We start from the raw sequence: 25,812 nt of genomic DNA, 5'->3' as shown, positions 1-25,812 counted from the left end.
ACGTCCCGAAAATTTCGGGACGTTTTTTTTTATTTATACCAATTCATAAATGATTTTAATTTTAATCGACTAATTTTTAAATCTATATTTTCAATTAAAAATTCAGTTTCAATTTTTTCCTTTTTAACAGCTGAAATATATTCTCTATTAATGATCAATTTTCTACTAATTCTAAAAAACTGATTAATATCTAAATCCTTTTCTAATTTCTCTAAAGAAGAATCAATTGGAAATAGCCTATTCTGATTACTAAATATATACGTGGTATTGTTATTACTGAAAAAACAAATTATCTCTTTGGTTTCTACTTTTCGAATTACACTTCCAATACTTACTAAAAATGAAGTCTTATAATCGGATTGTGTTTGCAATTTTATATTTTTTAAATGCTCGTTATTATGAAAGGCTGATTGAAATATACTTAATTTCGAAATTAACTTTTCTAATTTTTTTTCATCAATAGGTTTTAACAAATAATCCAAACTATTATATTCAAAAGCTTTCAATGCAAATTCGTCAAAAGCAGTTGTGAAAATAATTTTGGATTTAATATCTACTTCTTCAAAAATTTTAAAACATAAGTTATCTCTCAATTTTATGTCCATAAAAATCAAATCAGGATGATTGTTATTTTTGAGCCATTCAACAGCAATTTTAACGGAATGTAAAATGACAAAAACAACAAAACCATTCTTGTTCAACAATTGTTCTAATCGTCTTGATGCTGGAATTTCATCTTCTATAATCAATGTAGTCATTAGGATTCGAGTTCTAAAATGGGAATTTTAACAGTAAAATGTATTTCGGTTTCTATGATTTCAATACTCGTATTGGTCAATAACAAATATCTCTTTTTTATGTTTTCTAAACCAAAATTAGATACTATCTCTATTTCTTTTTTATTCATTGTATTTTGTATAACCAAAGTATTATTTTCAATAAAAATTTCAATTTCTAATGGTATTTCTTCACTAACAACATTGTGTTTAAAAATATTATCAACCAGTTCTTGTAAACAATTAGGTAAAATATATTGATTTTCAGCAATTATTTCTGGCATTTTAAAAAAAAAACCTTTTTCAAATTTAGCTTTATAAATGGACAAATATTCTGTTATAAAATTAATTTCACCTTGTAAAGAAACAAAATCTTCGATTTGATTTTTTAAATAATGACGGTAAACATTCGACAAATGATGTCCAAAATCAACCGCTTTTTTAGGTTCTAACTCTATAAATGAAATTAAAACATTCAGGTTGTTAAACAAAAAATGAGGATTAATTTGGTTTTTTAATTGCAAATATTCTGCCTCTTTCTTAGAAAAATCAGAGGTTAGTTTTTTAATTTTAAAATTGCGTTTTGATCTTGCTATAGGTATCATTACAATCGCAAAAGAAAGAAAAAATGTAATTTGTTCTAGTGAATATTCCGTAATTAAAACTCTAAAATAGTCTCTAGGATAACCTAAAAGCTTAATTATCCAAAAAGTTATTATCGTAGTAACTATAATAGGCAATAAAATACTTTTCCTAAATAAATTAATTTTGTTAAGTGTAAATGATATACTAAAAGCTATACTAACAGCCATTACTGCAAACAAAATACAATCGATAATAAATTGGGTTGAAGGAACTTCTAATTTTTTATCAAATTGTAATGTTGCAAGAGCAAAAATCACTAATAAACACACACAAACACCTAGAATTGAAAAGAAGAATGATTTTATATAAAAAACAGGTTTTTCATTTAATTTAAAAACTGGAATTACATTAAATTTATTATGCATATTTAAAGCAATTGCTATAAATAAAAAATTGTTGAATGCAGTAGCACTAACAAAAGAATATTCGTATTCTATTTTACCAGTCGCAAAATATATCAATAAAAAACTAAAGACATACGAGATTACAAAAACTAATCCATAAGTCAATAAAAATGTCTTTTCAATCCCTACTTTTTTTAGATCTATTTTCTTATGTATAATTCTTTTTTCATAAAAGTACACATAAGCAACTGTTGGGAAAATAAATTGCATGATGGCTAAAAATCCATAAACATCCAAACTGAATTCCTCGAAAAAAGGTTTCCCTGCCGATAGTTTAAAAATTCCAATAACTACAAATAAAGAAATAGAGAGAAAAATAAATTTTTGAAATGTTTTCATAAGGTGTTTTTTATAAATTCATTTCAAAGATGCATGGATTTCAAATTTTTTGAAAAATAAAAATAGTGAATGGTTGAAATAAGCTAGTGAATGGTAAATTGACAAACCAGAATTTTTAAGTTATAAACTTAAAGTTTTTTAATTATAAAACATCAATTTTACATTAAAAAACGCCTTGATTACTCGAGACGTTTCATCAAAAATTACAATTCTTAACTCAAAACATAACTCGCTAAAACCTTATGTACATCATAAACATTGACTGATTTATTAAATTGTTTTCTAATACTGGGTTGCTGTTCACTTGAAACCCAAATTTTCAATTCGGCTTCTAAGTCAAATGTTCCTGCGGTTTCAATACTAAATCGGGAAATACTTTTGTAAGTAATGGATTTATATTCAATTTTACTAGCAGTAATACCCTGCTTGTCAATTAGTATTAATCGTTTAGTTGTAAAAATAAATACATCCCGAATAAGTTTAAAACCCAATTCAATTTCTTCACCATCAATTAATAATTTTCCGTAGTCCTTTTTTAATTCTTCCTGACTTACTGATCCTGCGTTACCTAATAATGCCGAAAATAATCCCATATTTTTATATTTTTAAACTCACGTTTATTATCTGTCTTCTAAATTCTGCTTTCTAAAAACAAATATTAAAGAATATCTAAACTTCCTTTACCTTCACGAATCACTTCTGGCTCATGTCCTGATAAATCAATAATAGTAGAAGCTACATTATCTCCATAACCACCATCTATAACCATGTCAACCAAATTCTGCCATTTTTCGAAAATCAATTCAGGATCAGTTGTGTATTCTACAACATCGTCTTCATCACGAATAGAAGTCGTAACAATTGGATTTCCAAGTAGTTTTACAATTTCTAATGTAATATTATTTTCAGGCACACGAATACCTACGGTAGTTTTCTTTTTGAATTCTTTTGGCAAATTATTATTCCCAGGTAAAATAAAAGTATAAGGTCCTGGCAAAGCTCTTTTTAAAATTTTAAAAGTAGCCGTATCAATTTGCTTGACATAATCCGAAAGATTACTCAAGTCATGACAAATGAAAGAGAATTTCGCTTTATCGAGCTTTACTCCTTTTATTTTTGCAATGCGTTCCAAAGCTCTGGAATTAGTAATATCACAACCCAAACCATAAACAGTATCAGTTGGATAAATTACTAAACCACCATCTCTTAAAACCTTAACCACTTTGGCAATAGCCGCTTCAGAGGGTTTGTCTTCGTATATTTTTATAAATTCTGCCATAATTATTTTTTTTTTAAAGAGCCTCACAGTCTCTTCGAATGATTTTAATTTTAATGTGACAGCTTGTATGATCGTTATTTATATAGCTATCATATTTTATGAGTAAAAAAACTTTGCTAATGTAATTATTAGTGTTAATAAAAAAATAATTAACCAGCTTTTATTTGTCGGTTTATATTTTTGTTTGAATTCTGAATTATTTAAAAATACTAAAATTGTTGTAAATATAATTATTGCAAAACAGATTGTTATTTGCGAAACTAAATCCAAATGATGATATTCGTTTACAGATAGTCTATAATAACTAAACAACAATAAAATCACACACATTGTCCAAGTTATGATACTTGTAATCCAACCTTTTAAAGAATTATTGTATAATAAAAAACCCGACGAAATTGACATGAGTGAAACAATAAAAAGAATGTAATTCTTTTTAAAACTTACTTCTAGAATAGTTATATGATCAAATAATGGATTTATCCCCAAAACATGATAGTAACTTTTAATTGTTGTTACTACCACAAATAATATTAGTAAGCCCAAAATGATATGAACTCCTGATAAAACTTTTTCAAATATTTGCCAATTCTGTTTCATCAAATCTTTGATAATTAAATTACCTAAACATTATTATAAAGACTAATCAATCGTCACTTCGAGTGATTTTTAATAGTAATGCGACAGCCTTACTATTAAAAATTGTATCGAGAAGCATTTTTAAATTATATGTTATCTAAAACTTTTTCTTTGCTAAATTAGGGAGTTTATCATATTCTTCATTAATCAATGCTTCTTTTTTAGCTCTTGACCATTTTTTAATTTTTTTCTCCATATCAATTGCAAAATTAATATCTGTGAATTCACAATAATAAACCAATTCAATAGGTCTTTTGTTTACAGTGTAACAATCAGGATAAAAACCAGTTTCATGTTGAAAAAGTCTCTGCGTTAAATTACTTGTAACTCCAGTATAATATGAATTATCAGAACATTTTAAAATGTAAACGTAAGATCGTTTCATACTTAAATTTATTAAACTACTTTGAGTGATTTACAATTTTGTTATTAAATTATATCGTCAAGCATTTTAAATTATAGTAGTTCTCGATACAAATTTTCAGAAAAAGCTATTGCATTTTCTGAAAATTCACTCGAACTGACGGACAAGAGTAACTTTATCTTGTACACTTTTTGTTTTACCCAATAATATCCAACTTCGCAAATCGTAGCAAAAGTTTTTTAATACCTCCAACTTCAAATTTGATTTCGGCTTTTTTATCAGCGCCAACACCTTCTAAATTAATTACTTGTCCGCGACCAAAACGTTCATGCATTACAATATTTCCAGCAGTCAATTTGTTGTCAAATAAATTTGCTGCTCCTGAAGGCGCATTAGCCGAAACTGGTTTTAATTTCCTAATTTGAGCTTCTGGTTTGGGTTGATTGTCTGTAATGTATTTTGGTGGCGTAGTACTCAAAGGTTTAGCTAAACGTAATTTAGACTTGTCCACATCACCAAAAACATCCTTGTCAATCATTGGTTTAAAACGATAATTACTCTCGGCAGGTGTTAGGTATTCTAAAAATTGTCCGTCAATTTCTTCAATAAAACGGGATGGCTCACTATCAGTTAATTTTCCCCAGCGGTAACGCGATTGAGCATAAGTCAAATAGGCCTGATGTTCCGCTCTTGTTAAGGCCACATAAAACAATCGTCGCTCTTCCTCTAATTCAGAACGGGTACTCATACTCATTGCTGATGGAAACAAATCTTCTTCCATTCCTACCACAAAAACATGAGGAAATTCCAGTCCTTTTGCCAAGTGAATCGTCATCAAAGCCACACGATCCTCATCGCTGGTATCTTTATCTAAATCCGTAGCCAAAGCGACATCTTCCATAAATTCAGCCAATGAACCACGAGCACCATCAATTTCTCTTTGCCCTTCAGTAAAATCTTTTATACCGTTTAATAATTCTTCTATATTCTGGATTTTTGCCATTCCTTCTGGTGTGGCATCTTTTTTCAATTCCTGAACCAATCCTGTTTTTTTAGAAACATGATCGGTAATATAAAAAGCATCCTGATTTTCGTTAATTACCTGAAAACTCTGAATCATGGTAACAAAATCATTCAGTTTTTGTTTAGTTCCCGAATTCAGTTTCAAATCAATTCGATCAATATTCTGCATTACTTCAAATATCGACCTTTTGTAATGATTGGCCGCCACAGTCAATTTTTCGACCGTAGTATCCCCTATTCCACGCGCTGGATAGTTAATTACACGCATTAAGGCTTCTTCATCCTTTGGATTAATAACCAATCGCAAATAGCATAAAACGTCCTTTATTTCTTTTCTTTGGTAAAAAGACAAACCTCCATAAATTCGATACGGAATATCTCTTTTTCGCAAAGCATCTTCCATAGCACGTGATTGTGCATTGGTTCGATACAAAATAGCAAATTGACCATTGGTCATTTGGTTTTGCATTTTTTGTTCGAAAATGGTACTGGCCACAAATCGTCCTTCTTCGGCATCGGTCAAACTGCGATGTACTTTTATTTTTGGACCAAACTCATTGGCAGTCCAAACTACTTTATCCAGTTTGGTTTTATTCTTATCAATAATGGTATTTGCCGCTTCCACAATATTTCGGGACGAACGGTAATTTTGTTCTAATCGAAAGGTCTTTACGCCTTGGTAATCTTTTTGGAAATTTAAAATATTATTAATGTTCGCTCCTCTAAAAGCATAAATACTCTGTGCATCATCTCCTACTACACAAATATTCTGAAATTTATCCGACAAAGCACGAACAATCAAATATTGGGAATGATTCGTATCCTGGTACTCATCCACCAAAATATAACGGAAACGATTTTGGTATTTAGCTAAAACCTCTGGAAAACGAGTTAATAATTCATTGGTTTTTAATAATAAATCATCAAAATCCATCGCACCTGATTTGAAACAACGATCAACATAATTTTGATAAATTTCGCCCATTCGAGGTTTCTTAGACATCGCATCTGCTTCCTGTAAATCAGGATCATTAAAATAGGCTTTTACCGTAATCAAACTATTTTTAAAAGTCGAAATTCGGCTTAAAATTTGTTTGGGTTTATAAACATCTCTGTCTAATTGCATTTCCTTGATAATTCCCGAAATAGCTCGAAGCGAATCCTGAGAATCATAAATAGTAAAATTAGAAGGATAACCTAATTTATCGGCTTCTGAACGTAAAATTCTAGCAAAAATAGAGTGAAAAGTTCCCATCCAAAGGTTTTTAGCTTCGCTAGAACCCACAATATCCGAGATACGATTTTTCATCTCACGGGCCGCTTTATTGGTAAACGTAAGCGATAGAATATTAAAAGCATCAATTCCCTGATGCATTAAATAAGCAATTCTTATGGTTAACACACGGGTTTTTCCAGAACCAGCACCAGCAATAATAATCATTGGTCCGTCTTTTTGTAATACGGGTTCGCGCTGGGCTTCGTTAAGTTGGGATATATATTGTTGCATGATTTTTTTCTCTATTCATGCAAAAATAAGTATTTAAGAATTAATTATAGACTCCTGTTCTAAAGTTTTAAAAAGAGTGTCATTGTTGATTTATTTCGCAAAGATTCACTAAGAAACTCAGAGAAACGCAAAGCATTCATTCAAAACTTTTCTTTGTGCAACTTTGTGTATTCTCTTTGCGAATCTTTGCGTAATAATTCTAAAAGCATATTTTTGCTTTCAAAACTTACCTCAAATGGATTTTACAAAAATTATAGAAATACTGGCTTATACTATTCCATCATTAATAACTGGCGGAGTGGCTTATTATTTATTTAAGTCTCATTTTAAAGACCAACAAAATATACGTCATTGGCTCATTCAAAAAGAAAATCAAAAAATGGCTTTGCCGTTGCGATTACAAGCTTATGAAAGATTAACATTATTGATGGAACGCATTAACCCGTCTCAATTAATGGTTCGAATTAATCCTATTTCGAATGATAAAAACGATTACGAAAATTATGTAATTGCTCAAATTGAACAGGAATTTGAACACAATATTGCACAGCAAATTTATGTTTCTGATAAATGTTGGACTATTATTATCACTGCTAAAAACGCCATTGTGCAAATGGTTCGCACAGCGGCTAAAAATGAAAGAGTAACAAATGCTGACGAGTTGAGAACGTATGTTATCAGTGAGTTATTCAACAAAACCTCTCCAAGTAGTACAGCGTTATCATTTATAAAAAGTGAAGTAGCCGAATTGTGGTAAAAAATCACGCCGACCTTTCATCTGTCAATAATGATTTGGTTGACTCTGCTTCCATTGCTTCGCTTTTTTTCAAAGCATACTGAAATCCTTCTTCCCACCATTCAGACATTTTTACTTTGTTAAAAATCAAAGCATTATTTGTCAAATCAATGGGTGTGTAATACAAATTAAGTTTAATGTTATTATAGGAAGCTGACAGGTTTCCCAATAAAATATTGTGATGCTCTATTTGATCCAGTTGAATTTGGAAAATATCAATCAATAATGAAAATGGATTTTTACCTATAGTTGTTCGAGGAGTTGCTTTTTCGGTTTCTAAAATAATAACGTCAATTTCCGTTGCCCCACGATTAATAGCTTCTTGAATAGGGACTAAACTAGAAAAACCTCCATCAGCATAATCAAAACCTTTTTTAGTGACTAAACTCATAAAAGGTATATAATTACTCGAAATCCAAATCCAATCGCAAAATTCATCATAAGTACAGTCTTTAATCGATTTGTATTCTGCCTGATTCATAGTAAGATTAGTCACCGTAACAATTACATCAGTATGCAATGCTTTTAACTGATTGAATTCTTCTATTGGTAAGTTTTTTTTGATGTAAGCACGTAGTTTTTTACTTTCGCCAAAGGTTCTTTTTCCTCTAAAAAATTGCAATAAAACATTAAAGTGATTAATACTTACTACATCAATTCCATTCTTTTTTTTAACAATAAACGGATTGACATTAAAAATTTTACTCATATCAACATTGGTATAAATACGATGTATTTTTTCAATATTCCCAAGAGCCAAATGAGGCAGCAATAAACTTCCAGTAGATGTTCCAATGTAAAAATCGTATTTGATTTTCTTTTTTTCCAATAAAAATTGGGCAACACCTCCTGCAAATGCGCCTTTGCTTCCTCCTCCGGAAATAACCAATGCTCTCATACTTTTTAATTTAATAATCGATTCAATTGAAATTGCTCTTTTTTGTCTAAACTAGGCAAAATTCTCAAAAAAGCATCTTTATATTCTTGATTTTTCAATAGTGTTCGAATAGTGTCACGTCCAAATTTAGAAAATTGCCACATGTGATGCGTGGTTGATTTTACTAAATTAATCAAAACAGTATCATTAATAATCTGAAATCCAATTAGTTTTTCTAAAGCATTTTGTCGGGTTGTTGCCTCATATTTTTCAGATGAATAATTCATTAGTTCATCAATAACATCTTGTTTATTAGCAGCATATTCGGGAGTCATTAAAACCAGTGACAACCATAATGTTCTCAAATTATAATCATTGAAACCAATCCATTCTTTTGATTTTTCTAAATAATCCAATCGGTGTTTTGGAAAATTTCTCCATAAATACAGTAAGGCAATTTCCTGTGTTTGATACGAATCATCATCCAAAACACTTTCGTAATCCATTCTGAATTCTTCTGGGATTTTAGGCAACGAATAGGCTAGCGCCTGACGAACATGAAGATTTTTAGAGTTCATTACTAATTCTAAAAACGGTTTTTTAGCTTCAAAAATTTCGTTTCTAAGTTGGTTAACAACCATTACTTTAGCCGAATAATGAGCATCTGACATAAGGATTAGTTTAAAAAAACCTTCTTTTTCAGCTAAGGGCTTCGATTTAATTTTATCTAATTCTAACAGGATCTTAGTGATTTTATTTTTAACCAACAACTTATTGACATTTGGCGTATTAATAGCAGTTGATTCAAGCCATTCTTTAGAAAATGAATCGGTATCAAAACGGCTTACTTTTTTTACTTCTGCAAAAAAATCTTCGGTAGTTACATTTTTGTAGGCGTGTTTTTTCAAATATTTTTTAATGATTTTCTTAAAAGCTTTGTCTCCTATTTCCTGATGCATCGCAAATAAAGCCCAAGCGCCTTTTTGATAAAAACTTAATGAACTTGCTTTTTCGTTCAAAATAGGAATACTATCGGTTCTGGAAGCATATTTTATTTGTTGAATGGATTCATACATTTTCGAATAAAAATAATCTTCTCCATAAATGGATTTCTCTGCCAATAAAGCATAATAAGTAGCAAAACCTTCTTGTAACCAATGATACTTTCCGCTAGCTGCTGTAACCAAATCACCAAACCATTGATGTGCTAATTCATGTGCATCGACATTGGTATAATTTCGATCTAAAAAACCAGTCGAATCTACAACATAGCGCGTGGCAAATAATGTTGCTGAAGTATTTTCCATTCCTGCATACAAAAAATCCCGAACTGGAACTTGCTTGTATATTTTCCAAGGATATTTTACGCCAATTTCTTTCTCCAAAAAATTAAATATTCTTGCTGAGTAGCGATAAGTAGGCTCGAATCGAGAAGCATCTTTCTTTTCTAAATATAATTCGAGTGGAATTTTATTTTTAGAAAATTGTACTTTCTTTTCGAATTTTCCAATAGCAAGCATCAACAAATAAGAACTCATTGGTTTTTCCATCTGATAATTCCAAATCGTATTTTTTCCATTGCTGTTTTTTTGCTTTAAAACGCCATTCGAAATCACCTGAAAATCAGAATCGAATTCAATTTCGAGATTAAAAATCAACTTTTCGTTGACATCATCAAAACTTGGAAACCAATTGCTGGTATATCTTCCTTGCCCTTGAGTCCAAATTTGCGTATCATCTGAATTTGCTGAACCCACAAAATACAAGGCTTGTTTTGGTATCGCTGTGTAATCAAAAGTTAATTTGTTTTTTCCTTTTTGAAATGGATAAACAATTAGTAACTGTTTTCCAGAATTGATATATTGAACATTTATTTGATTTAGTAACACCTTAGAAAAATTCATGTTTTGAGCATCAATTTTTAAAGTGTCTGTGGGGTTTAGAATTTCAAAAGAATAATGCACTGTACCAGATATTGATTTTTCAACAGCATTCAAACTCAAATGAGCTGAAACCGAAGTGAAATCGATAGTTTTTGTTTGCTGTGCAAAAACAAAAGTGGAAATAAACAGAAAAAGGTACTTCATCAAATATAAATTAAGCAAGATTTCCAAAGTTACAAAGCTTAAGTAATTAATTGAACTATTTTTGTATGTTTACCTCATAAAGTTTTAATAAAATTTAAATTGAAGAAAGCCCTTTTTAACTGGAGTAGCGGAAAAGATTCCGCATTAGCCTTGTACAAAATACTGCAAAACCCAGAATTTGAAATCAACTGTTTGTTAACCAGTGTAAATCAGCAATTCCAACGCATTTCTATGCATGGTGTAAGAGTTGAACTTCTGGAACAACAAGCTGAGAGTATTGGAATTCCACTAGAAATCATGCAAATTCCTGAAATGCCTACTATGGAAGTGTATGAAGATGTAATGCAAAAAACATTAGAAAAACTTAAAAATAAAGGAATCACCCATTCAGTTTTTGGAGATATTTTTCTGGAAGATTTGCGTAAATATCGTGAAGACAAATTAGCAACAATGAGATTTAAAGGTGTTTTTCCTATTTGGAAAATTCCAACTCATAATCTAATTCAGGAATTTATTGCCTTGGGTTTTAAAACCATTGTAGTATGTGTCAACGAACGCTATTTAGATAAAAGTTTTGTAGGTCGAATAATTGATCAACAATTTATTGATGATTTACCTGAAAATGTAGATGTTTGTGGAGAAAATGGTGAATTCCACACTTTTAGTTTTGATGGTCCAATTTTCACCAAACCCATCGATTTTGAAATAGGCGAAATTGTCTACAGAAAGTACGAAAAGCCAAAACAAGATTCTTCTAATACTGCTTGCGATACCAATGATTCCACAGCTTATGATTATGGTTTCTGGTATTGCGATTTGATTCCTAAAAATGCTTAAAAACAAAAAAATCCAAAATCGTAATTGATTTTGGATTTTTTATTATCTATATACTTTAATTACAATTTCTTAGCATTTTTGGCCTTTTGATCCGTAATTGCAATAGCTAGTACTTCGCTCATTTCTTTTACATAATGAAAAGTAACTCCGTTTAAGTACTCTGGTTTTATTTCGTCAACATCACTTTTATTTTCATGACATAAGATGATTTCTTTGATATTCGCTCTTTTAGCAGCTAATATTTTCTCTTTAATCCCGCCTACAGGCAATACTTTTCCTCTAAGTGTAATTTCGCCTGTCATAGCTACATTTTTTCGCACTCTTTTTTGTGTAAAAAGAGACACTAATGAAGTCAACATTGCAATTCCAGCGCTTGGTCCGTCTTTTGGTGTCGCTCCTTCTGGCACGTGTAAATGAATGTTGTACTTAGACAATAATTCTGAAGTCAAACCTAGTTGGTCCACATTGGCTTTTATATATTCTAAAGCAATAGTAGCCGATTCTTTCATTACCGGACCTAAATTCCCAGTAATACTCATTCCGCCTTTTCCAGGTGAAAGCAAGGATTCGATAAAAAGAATATCTCCGCCAACACTTGTCCATGCCAAACCTGTAACTACACCAGCAACATCATTACTCTCGTATTTATCACGCTCTAATCTTGGAACACCCAGTACTTTTACAATATCTTCGTCAGTCACTTTCTTGTTATACTCCTCTTCCATGGCAACCGATTTTGCTGCATTTCGAATCACTTGAGCAATCTTAGCTTCTAATCCACGAACTCCAGATTCACGCGTATAACCTTCTACGATTTTCTCTAATTGTTTTTTTCCAATAGTCAAATCTTTCGAAGTCAATCCGTGTTCTTTCAATTGGCGTGGAAACAAATGTTGTTTTGCAATTTCAACTTTTTCCTCGATGGTATAGCCTGACATTTTGATGATTTCCATTCTATCTCTCAAAGCAGGCTGAATAGCACTCATATTGTTAGACGTAGCAATGAACATTACTTTCGATAAATCGTATCCTAACTCGACAAAATTATCATAAAAAGCACTGTTTTGTTCTGGATCCAAAACTTCCAGCAATGCCGAAGACGGATCGCCATGATTACTATTTGATAATTTATCAATTTCATCCAAAACAAACACAGGATTTGATGTTCCAGCTTTTTTCAAACTCTGAATAATTCTACCTGGCATAGCGCCAATATAGGTTTTTCTATGTCCACGAATTTCAGCTTCATCACGCAATCCTCCTAAGGAAATACGAACATATTCTCTCCCCAAAGCTTCTGCAACTGAACGACCAATAGAAGTTTTACCAACTCCCGGAGGTCCTGTTAAACAAATAATTGGCGATTTCATATCGTTTCTTAATTTCAAAACAGCCAAATGTTCAATCATTCTTTTCTTCACTTCTTCCAATCCGAAATGGTCTCTGTCAAGAATTTTTTGAGCATTTTTTAAATCAAAATTATCTTTCGAAAATTCATTCCATGGTAAATCCAATAGTAATTCCATATAATTTCTTTGGATACCAAAATCAGGAGCCTGCGGATTCATTCGACGCATTTTTGTCAATTCTTTTTCAAAAATAGCTTGCGTTTTTTCATCCCATTTTTTCTCTTTGGACTTTACTAACATATCGTCCATTTCTTCTTCCTGAGTCGAACCACCTAATTCTTCCTGGATGGTTTTCATCTGTTGGTGAAGGAAATATTCTCTTTGCTGTTGGTCTAAATCAAAACGTACTTTAGATTGAATATCATTTTTAAGCTCGAGCTTTTGCAACTCAATATTCATGTATTTTAAAGTTTCTAAAGCTCTATCTTTTAAACTATTAATAGCTAATAAATCTTGTTTTTCTTTAACAGATAAATTCATGTTAGAAGTAACAAAATTGATTAAGAAAGACTGACTTTCGATATTTTTTATAGCAAAAGTAGCTTCGCTTGGAATATTCGGACTTACTTTAATAATCTGAATTGCTAATTCTTTTATGGATTCTAATATAGCTAAAAACTCAGAATCATCGCTATCTGGTCTGTCTTCAGAAAAGTCTTTTATTAGCGCAGAAATATAAGGCTCTTCAGTAGTTATCGATTCAATTTCGAAACGTTTTTTTCCTTGCAAAATTACGGTAGTCGTTCCATCAGGCATTTTCAACACACGTAGAATACGAGCAACTGTTCCAATAGAATTGATATCTTCTTTAGTAGGATCTTCAATTTCTTCATCCTTTTGGGCAACAACACCTATTATTTTCCCACCAGCATTAGCGTCATCAATCAATTTAATCGATTTATCTCTTCCCGCAGTAATAGGAATTACAACACCTGGAAACAAAACCATGTTTCTTAACGGAAGTATAGGCAACGATTCTGGAAGTTCTTCCTTCATCATTTCCTCCTCATCTTCTGGCGTTAATAATGGTATTAATTCCGCTTCTGAATCGAATTCTTGTTGTGACAGATTGTCAATAGTAAGTATTTTATGTTTTGACATGGTATAATTTAAGTCTTTTTGTCATTAAATAGTACAAACACTTAATGACAAAGTTAGTATTCGCGTGTTTTATAATACTGAAAATCAATCAGTAATACAAACCACTAGCCTTATTTAGTTCTTATAAGTCAATCTTTGTGCCACAAAGCCAACTAAAATAAATTGCCCTCAAAAAGCAAATTACTTATTTGAGGGCAATTAATAACAATTATTGTATTAAAACTAATATTCTACATCAAAATTACCTTCGGTTATTGTAAATGGTGGTACTCCGTTAGTCGTAAATTGAAATGTTCCTTTAATTCTATCATTTGTTTTAGAAGCAATTGTAACATTACCAGAAACAGCTTTGTACTCGCCATTTGCATCTTCATAATACCCTTGAACATCAGCTCCAATAGTATTTATAATAGTATGGTTTCCGTATATCTTTAAAAACACCATTAGTAAATGTTATTGGAGTCTTTGTATTAGGTACATCAGACCAATAACCTTTAAATTGAAAAGTTCCTGAAATTGTTTTGTTTGCGGTATTTATACTTGTAATGATTACTGATCCCGTATTCTCATCCGGATTATTATCATTTATAGCCAAATAGCCAAACTCTGTTCCAGCTGGAGAATAAGAAACAAGATTTACGTTAGCCGCATAAGTCCCAACAGTACTTCCGTCAAGCATAATTCCAAAGCTTTCCCCTTTTGCGTTAATTGCTGCAATTTGGATAAAATTGCCCGAAATTATCGCTTCAGTTTCTTTTGCTGTCCAGGTACTACCATTAAAGTCTGCTTTAAAAATTCCAGACTCACCATTTCCACCCGAATTTGGGTCAGGTTCAACAGTGCCATCAACTGGTTCGTAAGTACAAGAAGCTATCAATGTTGCTATAAACAACAGTATTAATTTGGGGGCAGTTTTTAATATTTTCATAAATCAGCAAATTTTGATTGCCACCAAATATAATTTTTTTATTTTATTTTTCTATTACTTTCTAGGTACTTTTCTTAATAAAACAATTGCAATAATAAAGAAAACACCTAAAAACACAATTGCAAATCTTGGACTTCCTGTAATTTGGTCAATAACTCCATAAACCAGCATTCCAATTACAATTCCGATTTTCTCAGCAACATCATAAAAACTAAAAAAAGATGCAGTGTCCTGTGTTTCTGGTAATAATTTTGAATAAGTAGAACGAGATAAAGATTGTATTCCTCCCATTACAAAACCAGCAATAGTGGCCATTACATAAAAATGTATGGGTAATGTAATAAAGAATGCTAAAGCACAAAATATTGCCCAAATTATATTTATCCCAATCAAAGTAGGGATGTTTCCAAATTTTGAAGAAGCTTTAGATGTTAAAATAGCTCCTACTACTGCAACTAATTGAATTATTAAAATACAAATAATTAATCCTATCGTACTTTCTTCTTTTGAAGACCATTGGATTTCCTGAGCACCAAAATAGGTTGCCACAAGCATCACCGTTTGCACGGCCATACTTGAAACAAAAAAACCACTCAAATATCTTTTTAGAACAATATTTTCATTTAACAAAGCCCAAACTTTTTTTAATTCTTTGAAACCATTGAAAACAACTGATTTTGTTAATTTCCCACTTGTATCTTTACTCCCTTTTGGCAAATAATAGTACGTATATTGACTAAATAAAATCCACCAAACTCCAACCATTATAAAAGAATATCGCATCGCTTTCATAGCAGCTTCACCATCTGTTCCTGCAATTCCAAAAAGTTTTGGTTTCATAATCATGGCTAGATTTATAATCAATAAAATAACACTCCCAATATACCCTAAAGAATATCCTTTTGCACTTATTTGATCCTGCTGCTCTTCAAAAGCAATATCAGGTAGATAAGAATTATAAAAAACTAAACTCCCCCAGTACCCCAATAGTCCTAGAAAATAAAATGTCAACCCAACATAAATATTTTCTAAATCAAACCAATACAACCCCATACAAGATAATGCACCTAGGTAACAGAAAAACTTCATGAATGATTTTTTATTCCCTACATAATCGGCTATTCCAGATAATAAAGGTGAAATAAAAGAAACGACTAAAAAAGCTGCAGCTGTAACAAAACTTATTAATGCTGAATTTTTTAAATGCAGACCGAAAACATTTATATAATGATTATCCTCAGGAAATAAAGCTTCGTAGAAAATTGGAAATACTGCCGAAGCAATAGTAAGCGTGTAAACTGAATTTGCCCAATCGTAAAATGCCCAAGCATTTAGTAATTTTTTATCTCCTTTTTGTAATGAACTCATTGTTATATTTTTTTGACGAATTTATTATTTTTTTTAACAGTTTCTATCGAAATCAATTAAAAATATTGTTACTAAAAAGATATAAAAAAAGCCAATTCGTTTGAATTGGCTTTAAAATGAGTTTTTCTATTTTTATTTGAATGTTACACCAAATTTAGCTGCAACAGCTTTAGCTTCTGGAATCATCGCTTTTATATTTGCAATTCTGGTAGCATCAGACGGGTGTGTACTCAACATTTCAGCTGGTGCTCCACCTCCTGAATTAGCTGACATTCTAGTCCAAAAATTAATAGCTTCTTCTGGATTATATCCTGCAATTGCCATTAAAACTAAACCAATTTTATCAGCCTCTGTTTCATGACTTCTACTAAAAGGAAGCATTACTCCTACCTGAGAACCAATTCCATAATACTGTTGCCACATTTGTTGTCTTTCGGCACTTTGACTTCCTGTTGCAACAGCAACTCCTGCAGCACCAAGAGTTTGTAATTGAGAAGCACTCATACGTTGCGCTCCATGATTAGCAAGAGCATGAGAAACCTCATGTCCCATTACAGTAGCTAAACCGGCATCGTTTTTAGTAACAGGTAGAATTCCAGTATAAACTACAATTTTACCTCCCGGCATACACCAAGCATTTACCTCCTTATTATCTACTAATTTGTATTCCCATTGGTATCCTTTTAAATAATCGGTTTGACCAAGAGAAGCCAAATAGCGTTCAGCAGCCATTTTAATTTTAACTCCTACTGATTCTACTTTTTTAGCATCTGCAGTTCCTGACACTACTTTGTTTTCTTTTAAGAAATTCCCATACTCTTGAAAAGCAGATGGAAACAATTCGCTATTAGAAACAAAATTTAATGTTCTTTTTCCAGTTAATGGATTTGTTGCACATGAATACATCAAGCCTAAGCTTGCAATTCCTATAAGTACTAAATTCTTTTTCATAATTGTTAAATTTATCAAAACAAAAATACAATTATTATTAACTATAACTTTATAAAATTAATTACAATTGTATCAATATATTAATTTCTCTATCCAATAATATGTAAAACATTAAAATCCTTAGGAACAATCAGATATTGATTTTCTTTGAATTCAGCAGCATCAAAAACAATTTCTTCATTGTCTATTTCAATAACCTTTACTTCAAATGGCAATCCAATAAAATTAATTTTGAATTTAGAATAATTAGTATCGAATTTCCCTTCTTTGTGTAATTGGATGTTGACTTCTTTCCCTTTACCTGTTAGTTGAAAAGACAAAAAGCTAAATCTACCTTTTTTGTAATCATAACCATCTTGGGCATCTTCATACACTACTGATTTTTCTTTTCCTTCTTTATAGTAAATATCAAGAGTTAATTCGTCAAACTCTAATTCGCCAACATATTGTTGAACAGGATATTTTGGAATAATAGCTCCCGCTTTAACAAAAACAGGAATTTCATCAAACTTAGTATCAACCCACATTTCTTTTCCTCCTTTTACCAAACAATTAGTCCAGTAATTGTACCATTGGCCACGCGGAACATACATTCTTCGCCCTAAAGCATTAGGTTCTAAAATAGGACAAACTAATATTTGATTTCCAAAAATAAATTCGTCATTTCTATAATGTGTTTGGATATCTTCTTGATCGAAATATACTAAGGGTTTCAACATTGGCGTTCCTGCTTCAATATATTGCCAAAACATAGTATATAAATAAGGTAACAATTGGTAACGAAGATTAACAAATTTTCGAGTAATATCGATAACTTCTTCATCAAAAGCCCAAGGTTCTTGATTACCGTGATCTCCAGAAGAGTGCGTTCTACAAAATGGGTGAAAAACCCCCAACTGAATCCATCTGGCATACAATTCGCCTGTTGGCTGTTCCGCAAAACCTCCAATATCAGAACCAGTAAAACCCATTCCTGAAATTGACATTCTTTGTACCTGAATATTTGCAATCCATAGATGTTCCCAGGTAGCTACGTTATCTCCTGTCCAGGACGAGGTGTAACGTTGTGCTCCTGAATAGGCCGATCTGGTAATAATAAAGGGTCTTTTTGGATAAGAAAAACGCTTTACACCATGATAAGTGGCTCTTGCCATTTGGGTTCCATAAATATTATGTGCTTTTCTATGACTGCATGGATTTCCATCATAATTATGACGAACATCATTAGGGAATGTCTTATTAGGAACTTCCATTACGGCAGGTTCGTTCATATCATTCCAAACTCCTTTTACACCAATATCTGAAATTAATTCTTTAAATAATCCAGCCCACCACTCTCTTACTTCGGGATTTGTATAATCTGGAAAATTACATTCTCCTGGCCAGACTTTTCCCTTCATATAAGGTCCATCGGCTCTTTTGCAAAAATAATCATTTGCTAAAGCCTCTTTATAAACTGAATATTCTTTGTCTATTTTGATTCCCGGATCTATGATAACAATTGTTTTAAATCCGTCAGCGGCTAGTTCAGAAACCATTCGTTTTGGATCTGGAAAATATTCTTTGTTCCAGGTAAAACATCTGAAACCTTCCATATAATCAATATCTAAATAAATAGCATCGCAAGGAATTTGTAGTTCTCTAAATTTAGCTGCAACCTCTTTTACGTTACTTTCCGGATAATAACTCCATTTACATTGATGGTATCCTAATGCCCATAAAGGTGGTAATTCTGGCTTTCCAGTTAAATCAGTATAAGAAGTAACGACATCCTGCATACTAGGTCCATAGAAAAAATAATAGTTCATTTCTCCACCATCTGACCAAAAACTAGTAACATTTCTTCTTTCATGACAAAAATCGAAAAATGTTCTAAAAGTATTATCAAAGAAAATACCGTAAGACTGCTTGTTATGTAATCCTATGTAAAAAGGAACTACTTTGTATAATGGATCTTGCTCTTTTTGAAAAGCATATTGATCGGTTGCAAAATTTTCTACTCTTTTTCCCTTTAAATTCATCTGAGTAGCCTTATCTCCTAAACCGTAAAAACATTCTCCATCTCTGGACGCTTTACTCATTTTCACGATATTTCCACCAAATTCGTATGATTCTTCCCAGTGAAAACCCAATTCATCTTCTAATAATACATTTCCTTTTAAATCGTAAATTGAAGATCTTAAATCAGATTTATGAATTTTACAAATGATTTTATTAGTTATAATTTGGTAATAACTATCCTCTTCTGTAACTGTTAAATGATTGTATCCGTGTGAATGACTTTTGTCTATAGCGTAAGAAAAGTCATTGCTAAAATATCCCTTCGTGGTAAATCGAAAACGAATTAAACTATCTCTTAAAACAGTCAGTTTTAAAATAACACTATTATCAGTATAAAAATAGACCGAATCGACATCGTGCGTGTAAGAAACTATTTTTGATGGGTATAAATCCCCTTTGTATTCTAATTCTGTATTTGTAATCATGCCTATTCATTTTTGATTTATACTATACTCATTCTCTCAAACTTACAAAAAATCTTTTTTATAAATAAATAATACTTTTTTTATTCACGAAATCGATATAGCTGACTATTTATCAAAAAAAAGAAGCATTAATATTAAAATTAATACTTCTTTGTAAAATAAAATAGCTTTTATGTAGTACCGTTTTTGAGATTTTAAAAAACTATTTATAAAATTCTAAAAACAGTAACACTTAATGGCGGTAATAGCAATTCTACCGAGTAATCCCGACCTCCATAAGGTGAAGATTCTATTTTTAAATCTTCGGTGTTAAGTACGTTGCTACCTTGGTATTTTTCTAAATCACTATTAAAAATTTCAGTAAGTTTTCCTTTTTTAGGAACACCAATTCTATAATTTTTACGAATCATTTGGGTAAAATTACATACCACAATTAAATCATCTTTTGGATCGTTTCCTTTTCGAATGTATGAGATAACTGCGTTTTGATGATCGGAATAATTAATCCACTCAAAACCTTCTGGACTAAATTGTTTTTGGTGTAAAGCGGGTTCGGTTTTGTATAATTTATTCAAATCCTTAATCAGCTCTTTCACGCCATTGTGAACTGGATATTGCAATAAATGCCAATCTAGACTTTCTTGAAAATTCCATTCCCCAGTTTGCCCAAATTCACAACCCATGAATAACAAATTAGTTCCTGGATGCGTAAACATATAACTGTATAACAAACGTAAATTAGCAAATTTCTGCCATTCGTCACCTGGCATCCTATCAGCAATTGATTTCTTACCATACACTACTTCATCATGAGACAAAGGCAACATGAAGTTTTCCGTAAATGCGTATGTCATTGAAAAAGTCAAATCGTTTTGATGGTATTTTCTATAAACAGTAGCTTTTTGAAAATACTTTAAGGTATCGTGCATCCATCCCATCATCCATTTCATTCCAAAACCAAGTCCGCCAACTGATGTAGGTCTGGAAACCATTGGAAATGAAGTGCTTTCTTCGGCTATGGTTTGAACTCCATCAAAATTAGAATAAACTACTTCGTTGAATTCTTTCAGGAAACTAATAGTATCCAGGTTTTCTCTTCCACCAAAAATATTTGGCTCCCATTCTCCATCATTTCTAGAATAATCTAAATAAAGCATCGAAGCAACTGCATCCACTCTTAAAGCATCAACATGATAATGTTGTAACCAAAACACAGCATTACTAATTAAGAAAGAACGTACTTCGTTTCTTCCGTAATTAAACACCAGACTTTTCCAATCAGGATGATAGCCTTTTCTACGATCAGGATGTTCATAAAGATTAGAACCGTCAAAATAACCTAATCCGTGAGCATCATCTGGGAAATGGGAAGGTACCCAATCCAGAATAACTCCAATACCTGCCTGGTGCAATTTGTCTACCAAGACCATAAAATCCTGTGGATTTCCAAAACGGGAAGTTGGAGCAAAATAGCCAACTAATTGGTATCCCCAAGAAGGATCATACGGATATTCCATAACAGGCATAAACTCTACATGAGTAAATCCCATTTCTTTTACATAACTCACTAAATCTTCAGCAAATTCTAAATAGGTTAAAAAACGATTGCCTTCGCCACGTTTCCAAGATCCTAAATGCACTTCGTAAACAGAATACGGTTTATCTAAATCATTGTGTTCTTTTCTGGTTTTCATCCATTTAGAATCATCCCAATCATGATTTAAATCCCAAACTACTGAAGCCGTATGTGGTGGTTTTTCACAATAAAAAGCAAATGGATCAGCCTTTTCTGTAACTAAACCACCATTATTTGATAGAATTTTATATTTATAAGTAGTTCCTTTTTCAACATTAGGAATAAATCCTTCCCAAATACCAGAAGAATCCCATCGCACAAAAAGTTCATGTTCTCCTTGTGTCCAGAAATTAAAATCTCCAACAACAGAAACAGAATGAGCAGTTGGAGCCCAAACTGCAAAATAAACACCCTGGACACCATTTAATTCTATTAAATGTGCTCCTAACTTTTCATACAATTTAAAATGCTTTCCAGCTTTGAATAAGTTAATATCAAAATCAGTAAAAAGGGAATGCGAAATAACTTTACTCATAGTATTATTGGTATAATTCTAAGTCTTAGAAAATAGAATATTTTTATAAAAAACAATTAATCAACTTATTCAATTCTAAAATTATCAGGCAAAGTCACACCTTTCTTTATTACAACAATTCCATCTTTTATAGCATACAAATCAGTGGTAGCATTTTCTAGATGTGATCCTCCGTTAATGTAAACATTATTACCTATTCGGCAATCTTTATCTACTATCGCATTATTAATATAACAGCCTTCACCTATTCCAACTAATATTTTATTGTTTTGGCTGTCTTCTTCCATGTCTTCGATACTTTGATAAATATCGTTACCCATTACATAGGTATTTTTAATAACAGAATCTTTGCCTATTCTAGATCGAATTCCAATAACTGAATGTACAATTTCTTTAGCATTTAAGATACATCCTTCAGAAATTAATGATTTATCCACCATTGTGTTTTTAAACTTAGATGGCGGCAACATTCGAGGTCTTGTATATATTTTGTTGTCGTTATCAAACAAATTAAACTTTGGTACATCTTCAGTTAATCCAATATTAGCTTCAAAGAAAGAATCTATGTTTCCAATATCAGTCCAGTATCCTTCATATTGGTAACTAAATATCTTTTTATTCCCAACAGCATTTGGAATAATTTCTTTACCAAAATCTTTGGTATCAGGATCAGCCATTAAATCTACTAAAAGCTTTTTATTAAAGACATAAATCCCCATCGAAGCTAAATATTTTTTACCTTCTGCTTTCATTTCATCACTTACTTCTGATTCCCAATCTGGCAACAATTCTTTGACTGGTTTTTCGATAAATGATTCGATACAACTCTCACTATTTGATTTTAATATTCCAAAATCAGGAGCATCCTTAGCATTAACTGGTAATGTAGCAACTGTAATATCTGCTTCATTTTTAATATGCTCTTCAAGCAAATCATTAAAATCCATTTGATACAATTGGTCACCCGATAAAATTAAAGCATAATCAAATTTATGATTTAAAAAGTGAGGCATACATTGTCTTACTGCATCGGCAGTTCCTTGAAACCAGGTTGGATTATCCGGAGTTTGTTCAGCAGCTAAAATGTCTACAAAGGCTTGACTAAAAGCACTAAAAACATAAGTATTCTTGATGTGCGCATTAAGTGAAGCCGAATTAAACTGTGTTAATACAAACATTCTATAAATATCTGAATTCATACAATTTGAAATAGGAATATCGACTAATCTATATTTCCCTCCTACTGGTACTGCTGGTTTTGATCTGCTTTCTGTCAAAGGATACAATCTAGATCCTTGCCCTCCTCCTAAGATAATAGCAATAACGTTTTTTCTTTTTGCCTTCATATTTTATTAAGTATTAAGTTGTACATTTCTATATATTCCTGACTTGCTTTTTCCCAAGAATGATCCGTGCTCATTCCTATTTTTCTAATTTTATTTAAACGTTCTTTATCTTCGTACAAACTCACTGCTCTTTGAATAGAATAACAAATATCGCCTACAGAAGATTGATTATGACAAATTCCATTTCCATCATCACCAAAATCAACTACAGTATCCTTCAATCCTCCTGTTCTCCTGACAATAGGAATAGTTCCATATCTTAAGGAATACATTTGATTCAATCCGCAAGGTTCTACTCTGGATGGCATCATTAAAAAATCTGCTCCAGCATAAATTAAATGAGCTAATTCTTCATTGTATCCAATAAAAGTATTGTAATTCCCTTTATAATCAGCCAATAAACTATTTAATTGATTTTCAATTTGTGTACTTCCAGAACCTAATATCAAAATATTAATTTCTTTATAATTTTCTGACAATGCTAAGGCGGAAGCTTGTGGTAATAAATCACCACCTTTTTCATCCCATAATCTACCAATGAAACTAAATAAAGGCTTGGTAGGATCTAAATTAAAAAGTGTGCAAAGTATTTCTTTATTCTGTTGTTTTCCTTTTTCGAAATTTTTAATAGAATAATTTTTTTCTAACATTTTATCTTTCGCAGGATCCCAAACTTGTGTATCAATTCCGTTTAATATTCCTCTGGATTTATATCTTACCAGATTAAACAATGATTCTAAACCATTAGCCGAATAATTTATTTCATCTAAATAACTTGGAGAAACAGTAGTAACTGCTGAAGCACATTTTACAGCTACAGCCAAAGAATTAATTTGATGATCCCATTCTAATAGCCTCATATGAGTCAAATCAAACTCCGGAAAATAATTTAATTTATCAAAACTAAATTGTCCTTGATACAAACCGTTATGAATGGTAATCATCGAAGGCGTATTCAATAACTGATGGTACTTATAACAATGTTGCATCATAAAAGGAATTAATCCCGTATGATGATCGTGACAATTAATTACATCAGGCATTGTTTCTCTACCAATAATCCAATCTAAAGTAGCAATCTGAAAAGACATAAAGCGCTCAATATCGTCTTCATAACCATAAACTTCTTTTCTATCAAAAAGTTCTGGTATTTCCATTAGATACAATTCAAAACCCAACTTATCCGTTGCTTCTTTAAGTACGCTAAAAGGGAAATTAAAATCTCCTAATTTAACTGTTCCCCAATGAACACATTCAAAATCATTTTCATTTCTAAATTTTGTATCATAACATGGCATTACAACTCTTAATTGATGCCCCCAATTACTCTGGTATTTTGGCAAAGCCCCCACTACATCAGCTAATCCACCCACTTTAGCCACTGGATAACACTCTGCACTAATATGAAATATTTCCATTTATTGATTTAAGTTTATTTAGCGTTAAAAAAATACAATATAAAAAAGTTAAGTTAAAATATAATGAAATCAATACAAACACCACTAATTTCAGTATGAAATAAATTTATAACTTTTTCTAAATATAGTGAAAAACGTGAACAATTACAGTAAAAATCAAAAAATATTAGCCATTTTTAAAAAATATTTTAAAGACAAAAAACCAGCAAAAAAAAGATTTTTAACTACAACGACTGAAATTGACAAATTAAAAAAAATCCTACTAACCCATTAGAATTTTCACATATTTTTCTGCTTAAAATTAAATAATTATTACTCTAATAAATGATAAGCAAATTAAAAAGTAATGATTTAATAACAATAACAAATAGAAAAGCACTGAATAAAATTAATTCTATAAATTTGGGTATGGATTTATTTAGCAAAACAATCGATTGGAAAGAAGAATTAGCTCCAATATTAGAATAATACAAACTCAAAAGGCATCCATTAGCATATCATAATCTATATCAATTAGTAATTATGATTATCTTATCCGCACAAGATTCAGATGAAAATATTAATAAAATTGCTGCCCCTTTTTTTGATGTATTTCCAAATATGCAAAGCTTGGCGATATCAAAAACTGAAACAATAATTCCATTTATTTATCAAGTAAAATTCTACGAAAACAAAGCTGATTGGATAATAAACATAGCGAAAATCATTAAAGAAGATAAAAATATTCCTGTCACAATGAAAGAATTAACAGCTCTAAAAGGCATTGGTCGTAAATCAGCTAATGCAATTTTGAAAGAAGCAAACATTCCATCAGAAGGAATAATGACTGACTTACATGTAATTAGAGTAGCACCAAGAATTGGAATAATAAATCCTACCAAAGATGGCATAAAAGCAGAAAAAGAGTTAATGCTTGCTTTACCAAGAGAAATTTGGAACGAAATTGGTATGGCTCTTTCCTTTTTAGGAAGAGAAACCTGCCGACCAATACCAAAATGTATAGAATGTGCTATAAATTTAAGTTGTCAATACCCTAATAAGACCATGCAAGATAAATGAAACGGAGTAAAAAAAATATTCAGATTAACTAATTTTGTACATGCTCCCCTTAATCCCCAAGG

20 protein-coding genes are annotated in these 25,812 nt (G+C 31.3%); 3 read left to right on the top strand and 17 right to left on the bottom strand.

Annotated elements, in window-relative coordinates; translation table 11 throughout:
* Positions 1–29: 29 nt before the first annotated feature.
* The 6 genes from AAGV33_RS15020 to AAGV33_RS14995 form a co-directional block, all read right to left on the bottom strand.
* A complete protein-coding gene (locus tag AAGV33_RS15020; RefSeq protein ID WP_373393075.1) occupies positions 30–758 on the bottom strand; it encodes a LytR/AlgR family response regulator transcription factor in 729 nt (242 codons plus the stop codon).
* Positions 758–2,164, bottom strand: coding sequence for a sensor histidine kinase (locus tag AAGV33_RS15015; RefSeq protein ID WP_373393074.1), 1,407 nt, complete (start codon positions 2,162–2,164; stop codon positions 758–760). Before AAGV33_RS15015 ends, AAGV33_RS15020 begins: the two co-directional genes overlap by 1 nt.
* 212 nt (positions 2,165–2,376) lie before the next feature.
* Entirely contained in the window at positions 2,377–2,757 is a 381-nt protein-coding gene (locus AAGV33_RS15010) for a PH domain-containing protein (RefSeq protein WP_373393073.1), read from the bottom strand.
* Between the two features lie 65 nt (positions 2,758–2,822).
* Positions 2,823–3,443, bottom strand: a complete 621-nt coding sequence (locus AAGV33_RS15005) for an L-threonylcarbamoyladenylate synthase (RefSeq protein ID WP_373393072.1) — start codon at positions 3,441–3,443, stop codon at positions 2,823–2,825.
* A 736-nt stretch (positions 3,444–4,179) separates the two neighbouring features.
* Positions 4,180–4,467, bottom strand: coding sequence for a GIY-YIG nuclease family protein (locus tag AAGV33_RS15000; protein WP_373393071.1), 288 nt, complete (start codon positions 4,465–4,467; stop codon positions 4,180–4,182).
* Positions 4,468–4,642: 175 nt separating this feature from the next.
* Complete coding sequence (locus AAGV33_RS14995; protein ID WP_373393069.1) at positions 4,643–6,976, bottom strand: ATP-dependent helicase; 2,334 nt, start codon at positions 6,974–6,976, stop codon at positions 4,643–4,645.
* 235 nt (positions 6,977–7,211) lie between these two features.
* Between AAGV33_RS14995 and AAGV33_RS14990 the strand changes: the two genes are divergently transcribed.
* A complete protein-coding gene (locus AAGV33_RS14990) occupies positions 7,212–7,733 on the top strand; it encodes a DUF7935 family protein (RefSeq protein ID WP_373393068.1) in 522 nt (173 codons plus the stop codon).
* 4 nt (positions 7,734–7,737) lie between these two features.
* Here the strand turns inward: AAGV33_RS14990 and AAGV33_RS14985 are convergent, their stop codons facing one another.
* On the bottom strand, positions 7,738–8,670 hold the full coding sequence (locus AAGV33_RS14985) for a patatin-like phospholipase family protein (protein ID WP_373393066.1): 933 nt from the start codon (positions 8,668–8,670) through the stop codon (positions 7,738–7,740).
* A gap of 5 nt (positions 8,671–8,675) precedes the next feature.
* Entirely contained in the window at positions 8,676–10,736 is a 2,061-nt protein-coding gene (locus AAGV33_RS14980; RefSeq protein WP_373393065.1) for a M1 family metallopeptidase, read from the bottom strand.
* Between the two features lie 99 nt (positions 10,737–10,835).
* Here AAGV33_RS14980 and AAGV33_RS14975 point away from each other — a divergent pair, with 99 nt between their 5' ends.
* Positions 10,836–11,573, top strand: a complete 738-nt coding sequence (locus AAGV33_RS14975) for a Dph6-related ATP pyrophosphatase (protein WP_373393064.1) — start codon at positions 10,836–10,838, stop codon at positions 11,571–11,573.
* Positions 11,574–11,632: 59 nt separating this feature from the next.
* On the opposite strand, the gene lon is transcribed toward AAGV33_RS14975, so the two are convergent.
* From lon to AAGV33_RS14930, 9 genes are all read right to left on the bottom strand, one after another.
* Positions 11,633–14,083, bottom strand: a complete 2,451-nt coding sequence (gene lon, locus AAGV33_RS14970; RefSeq protein ID WP_373393063.1) for an endopeptidase La — start codon at positions 14,081–14,083, stop codon at positions 11,633–11,635.
* 222 nt (positions 14,084–14,305) lie between these two features.
* On the bottom strand, positions 14,306–14,527 hold the full coding sequence (locus tag AAGV33_RS14965) for a hypothetical protein (RefSeq protein ID WP_373393061.1): 222 nt from the start codon (positions 14,525–14,527) through the stop codon (positions 14,306–14,308).
* Positions 14,472–15,011, bottom strand: a complete 540-nt coding sequence (locus AAGV33_RS14960; protein WP_373393060.1) for a DUF6252 domain-containing protein — start codon at positions 15,009–15,011, stop codon at positions 14,472–14,474. Before AAGV33_RS14960 ends, AAGV33_RS14965 begins: the two co-directional genes overlap by 56 nt.
* Positions 15,012–15,065: 54 nt before the next feature.
* Positions 15,066–16,379 (bottom strand): MFS transporter, encoded by a 1,314-nt coding sequence (locus AAGV33_RS14955; RefSeq protein WP_373393058.1) that lies wholly within the window; start codon positions 16,377–16,379, stop codon positions 15,066–15,068.
* Positions 16,380–16,511: 132 nt separating this feature from the next.
* On the bottom strand, positions 16,512–17,330 hold the full coding sequence (locus AAGV33_RS14950; protein ID WP_373393057.1) for a M48 family metallopeptidase: 819 nt from the start codon (positions 17,328–17,330) through the stop codon (positions 16,512–16,514).
* An 89-nt stretch (positions 17,331–17,419) separates the two neighbouring features.
* Positions 17,420–19,816 (bottom strand): glycoside hydrolase family 31 protein, encoded by a 2,397-nt coding sequence (locus AAGV33_RS14945; RefSeq protein ID WP_373393055.1) that lies wholly within the window; start codon positions 19,814–19,816, stop codon positions 17,420–17,422.
* Positions 19,817–20,022: 206 nt separating this feature from the next.
* Entirely contained in the window at positions 20,023–21,927 is a 1,905-nt protein-coding gene (gene glgB / locus AAGV33_RS14940) for a 1,4-alpha-glucan branching protein GlgB (RefSeq protein WP_373393053.1), read from the bottom strand.
* 65 nt (positions 21,928–21,992) lie between these two features.
* Entirely contained in the window at positions 21,993–23,273 is a 1,281-nt protein-coding gene (locus AAGV33_RS14935; protein WP_373393051.1) for a glucose-1-phosphate adenylyltransferase, read from the bottom strand.
* Complete coding sequence (locus AAGV33_RS14930) at positions 23,270–24,691, bottom strand: glycogen synthase (RefSeq protein WP_373393049.1); 1,422 nt, start codon at positions 24,689–24,691, stop codon at positions 23,270–23,272. Before AAGV33_RS14930 ends, AAGV33_RS14935 begins: the two co-directional genes overlap by 4 nt.
* 522 nt (positions 24,692–25,213) lie before the next feature.
* Between AAGV33_RS14930 and AAGV33_RS14925 the strand changes: the two genes are divergently transcribed.
* A complete protein-coding gene (locus tag AAGV33_RS14925; protein WP_373393048.1) occupies positions 25,214–25,750 on the top strand; it encodes an endonuclease III domain-containing protein in 537 nt (178 codons plus the stop codon).
* Positions 25,751–25,812: the final 62 nt, after the last annotated feature.

This window comes from Flavobacterium magnesitis (genome assembly GCF_041729735.1).
GTDB lineage: Bacteria > Bacteroidota > Bacteroidia > Flavobacteriales > Flavobacteriaceae > Flavobacterium > Flavobacterium magnesitis.
This window is presented reverse-complemented; position numbering and strand designations above follow the sequence as displayed.

What these genes read in the sequence shown, in the direction of transcription:
- AAGV33_RS14945 (WP_373393055.1), bottom strand. Translation starts at nt 19,816, where the DNA reads ATGATTACAAATACAGAATTAGAATACAAAGGGGATTTATACCCATCA.
- AAGV33_RS14960 (WP_373393060.1), bottom strand. Translation starts at nt 15,011, where the DNA reads ATGAAAATATTAAAAACTGCCCCCAAATTAATACTGTTGTTTATAGCA.
- AAGV33_RS14965 (WP_373393061.1), bottom strand. Translation starts at nt 14,527, where the DNA reads ATGGTGTTTTTAAAGATATACGGAAACCATACTATTATAAATACTATT.
- AAGV33_RS14955 (WP_373393058.1), bottom strand. Translation starts at nt 16,379, where the DNA reads ATGAGTTCATTACAAAAAGGAGATAAAAAATTACTAAATGCTTGGGCA.
- AAGV33_RS14925 (WP_373393048.1), top strand. Translation starts at nt 25,214, where the DNA reads ATGATTATCTTATCCGCACAAGATTCAGATGAAAATATTAATAAAATT.
- AAGV33_RS15000 (WP_373393071.1), bottom strand. Translation starts at nt 4,467, where the DNA reads ATGAAACGATCTTACGTTTACATTTTAAAATGTTCTGATAATTCATAT.
- AAGV33_RS15020 (WP_373393075.1), bottom strand. Translation starts at nt 758, where the DNA reads ATGACTACATTGATTATAGAAGATGAAATTCCAGCATCAAGACGATTA.
- glgB (WP_373393053.1), bottom strand. Translation starts at nt 21,927, where the DNA reads ATGAGTAAAGTTATTTCGCATTCCCTTTTTACTGATTTTGATATTAAC.
- AAGV33_RS15005 (WP_373393072.1), bottom strand. Translation starts at nt 3,443, where the DNA reads ATGGCAGAATTTATAAAAATATACGAAGACAAACCCTCTGAAGCGGCT.
- AAGV33_RS14930 (WP_373393049.1), bottom strand. Translation starts at nt 24,691, where the DNA reads ATGGAAATATTTCATATTAGTGCAGAGTGTTATCCAGTGGCTAAAGTG.
- AAGV33_RS14990 (WP_373393068.1), top strand. Translation starts at nt 7,212, where the DNA reads ATGGATTTTACAAAAATTATAGAAATACTGGCTTATACTATTCCATCA.
- AAGV33_RS14950 (WP_373393057.1), bottom strand. Translation starts at nt 17,330, where the DNA reads ATGAAAAAGAATTTAGTACTTATAGGAATTGCAAGCTTAGGCTTGATG.
- AAGV33_RS14985 (WP_373393066.1), bottom strand. Translation starts at nt 8,670, where the DNA reads ATGAGAGCATTGGTTATTTCCGGAGGAGGAAGCAAAGGCGCATTTGCA.
- lon (WP_373393063.1), bottom strand. Translation starts at nt 14,083, where the DNA reads ATGTCAAAACATAAAATACTTACTATTGACAATCTGTCACAACAAGAA.
- AAGV33_RS15015 (WP_373393074.1), bottom strand. Translation starts at nt 2,164, where the DNA reads ATGAAAACATTTCAAAAATTTATTTTTCTCTCTATTTCTTTATTTGTA.
- AAGV33_RS14980 (WP_373393065.1), bottom strand. Translation starts at nt 10,736, where the DNA reads ATGAAGTACCTTTTTCTGTTTATTTCCACTTTTGTTTTTGCACAGCAA.
- AAGV33_RS14935 (WP_373393051.1), bottom strand. Translation starts at nt 23,273, where the DNA reads ATGAAGGCAAAAAGAAAAAACGTTATTGCTATTATCTTAGGAGGAGGG.
- AAGV33_RS14995 (WP_373393069.1), bottom strand. Translation starts at nt 6,976, where the DNA reads ATGCAACAATATATATCCCAACTTAACGAAGCCCAGCGCGAACCCGTA.
- AAGV33_RS15010 (WP_373393073.1), bottom strand. Translation starts at nt 2,757, where the DNA reads ATGGGATTATTTTCGGCATTATTAGGTAACGCAGGATCAGTAAGTCAG.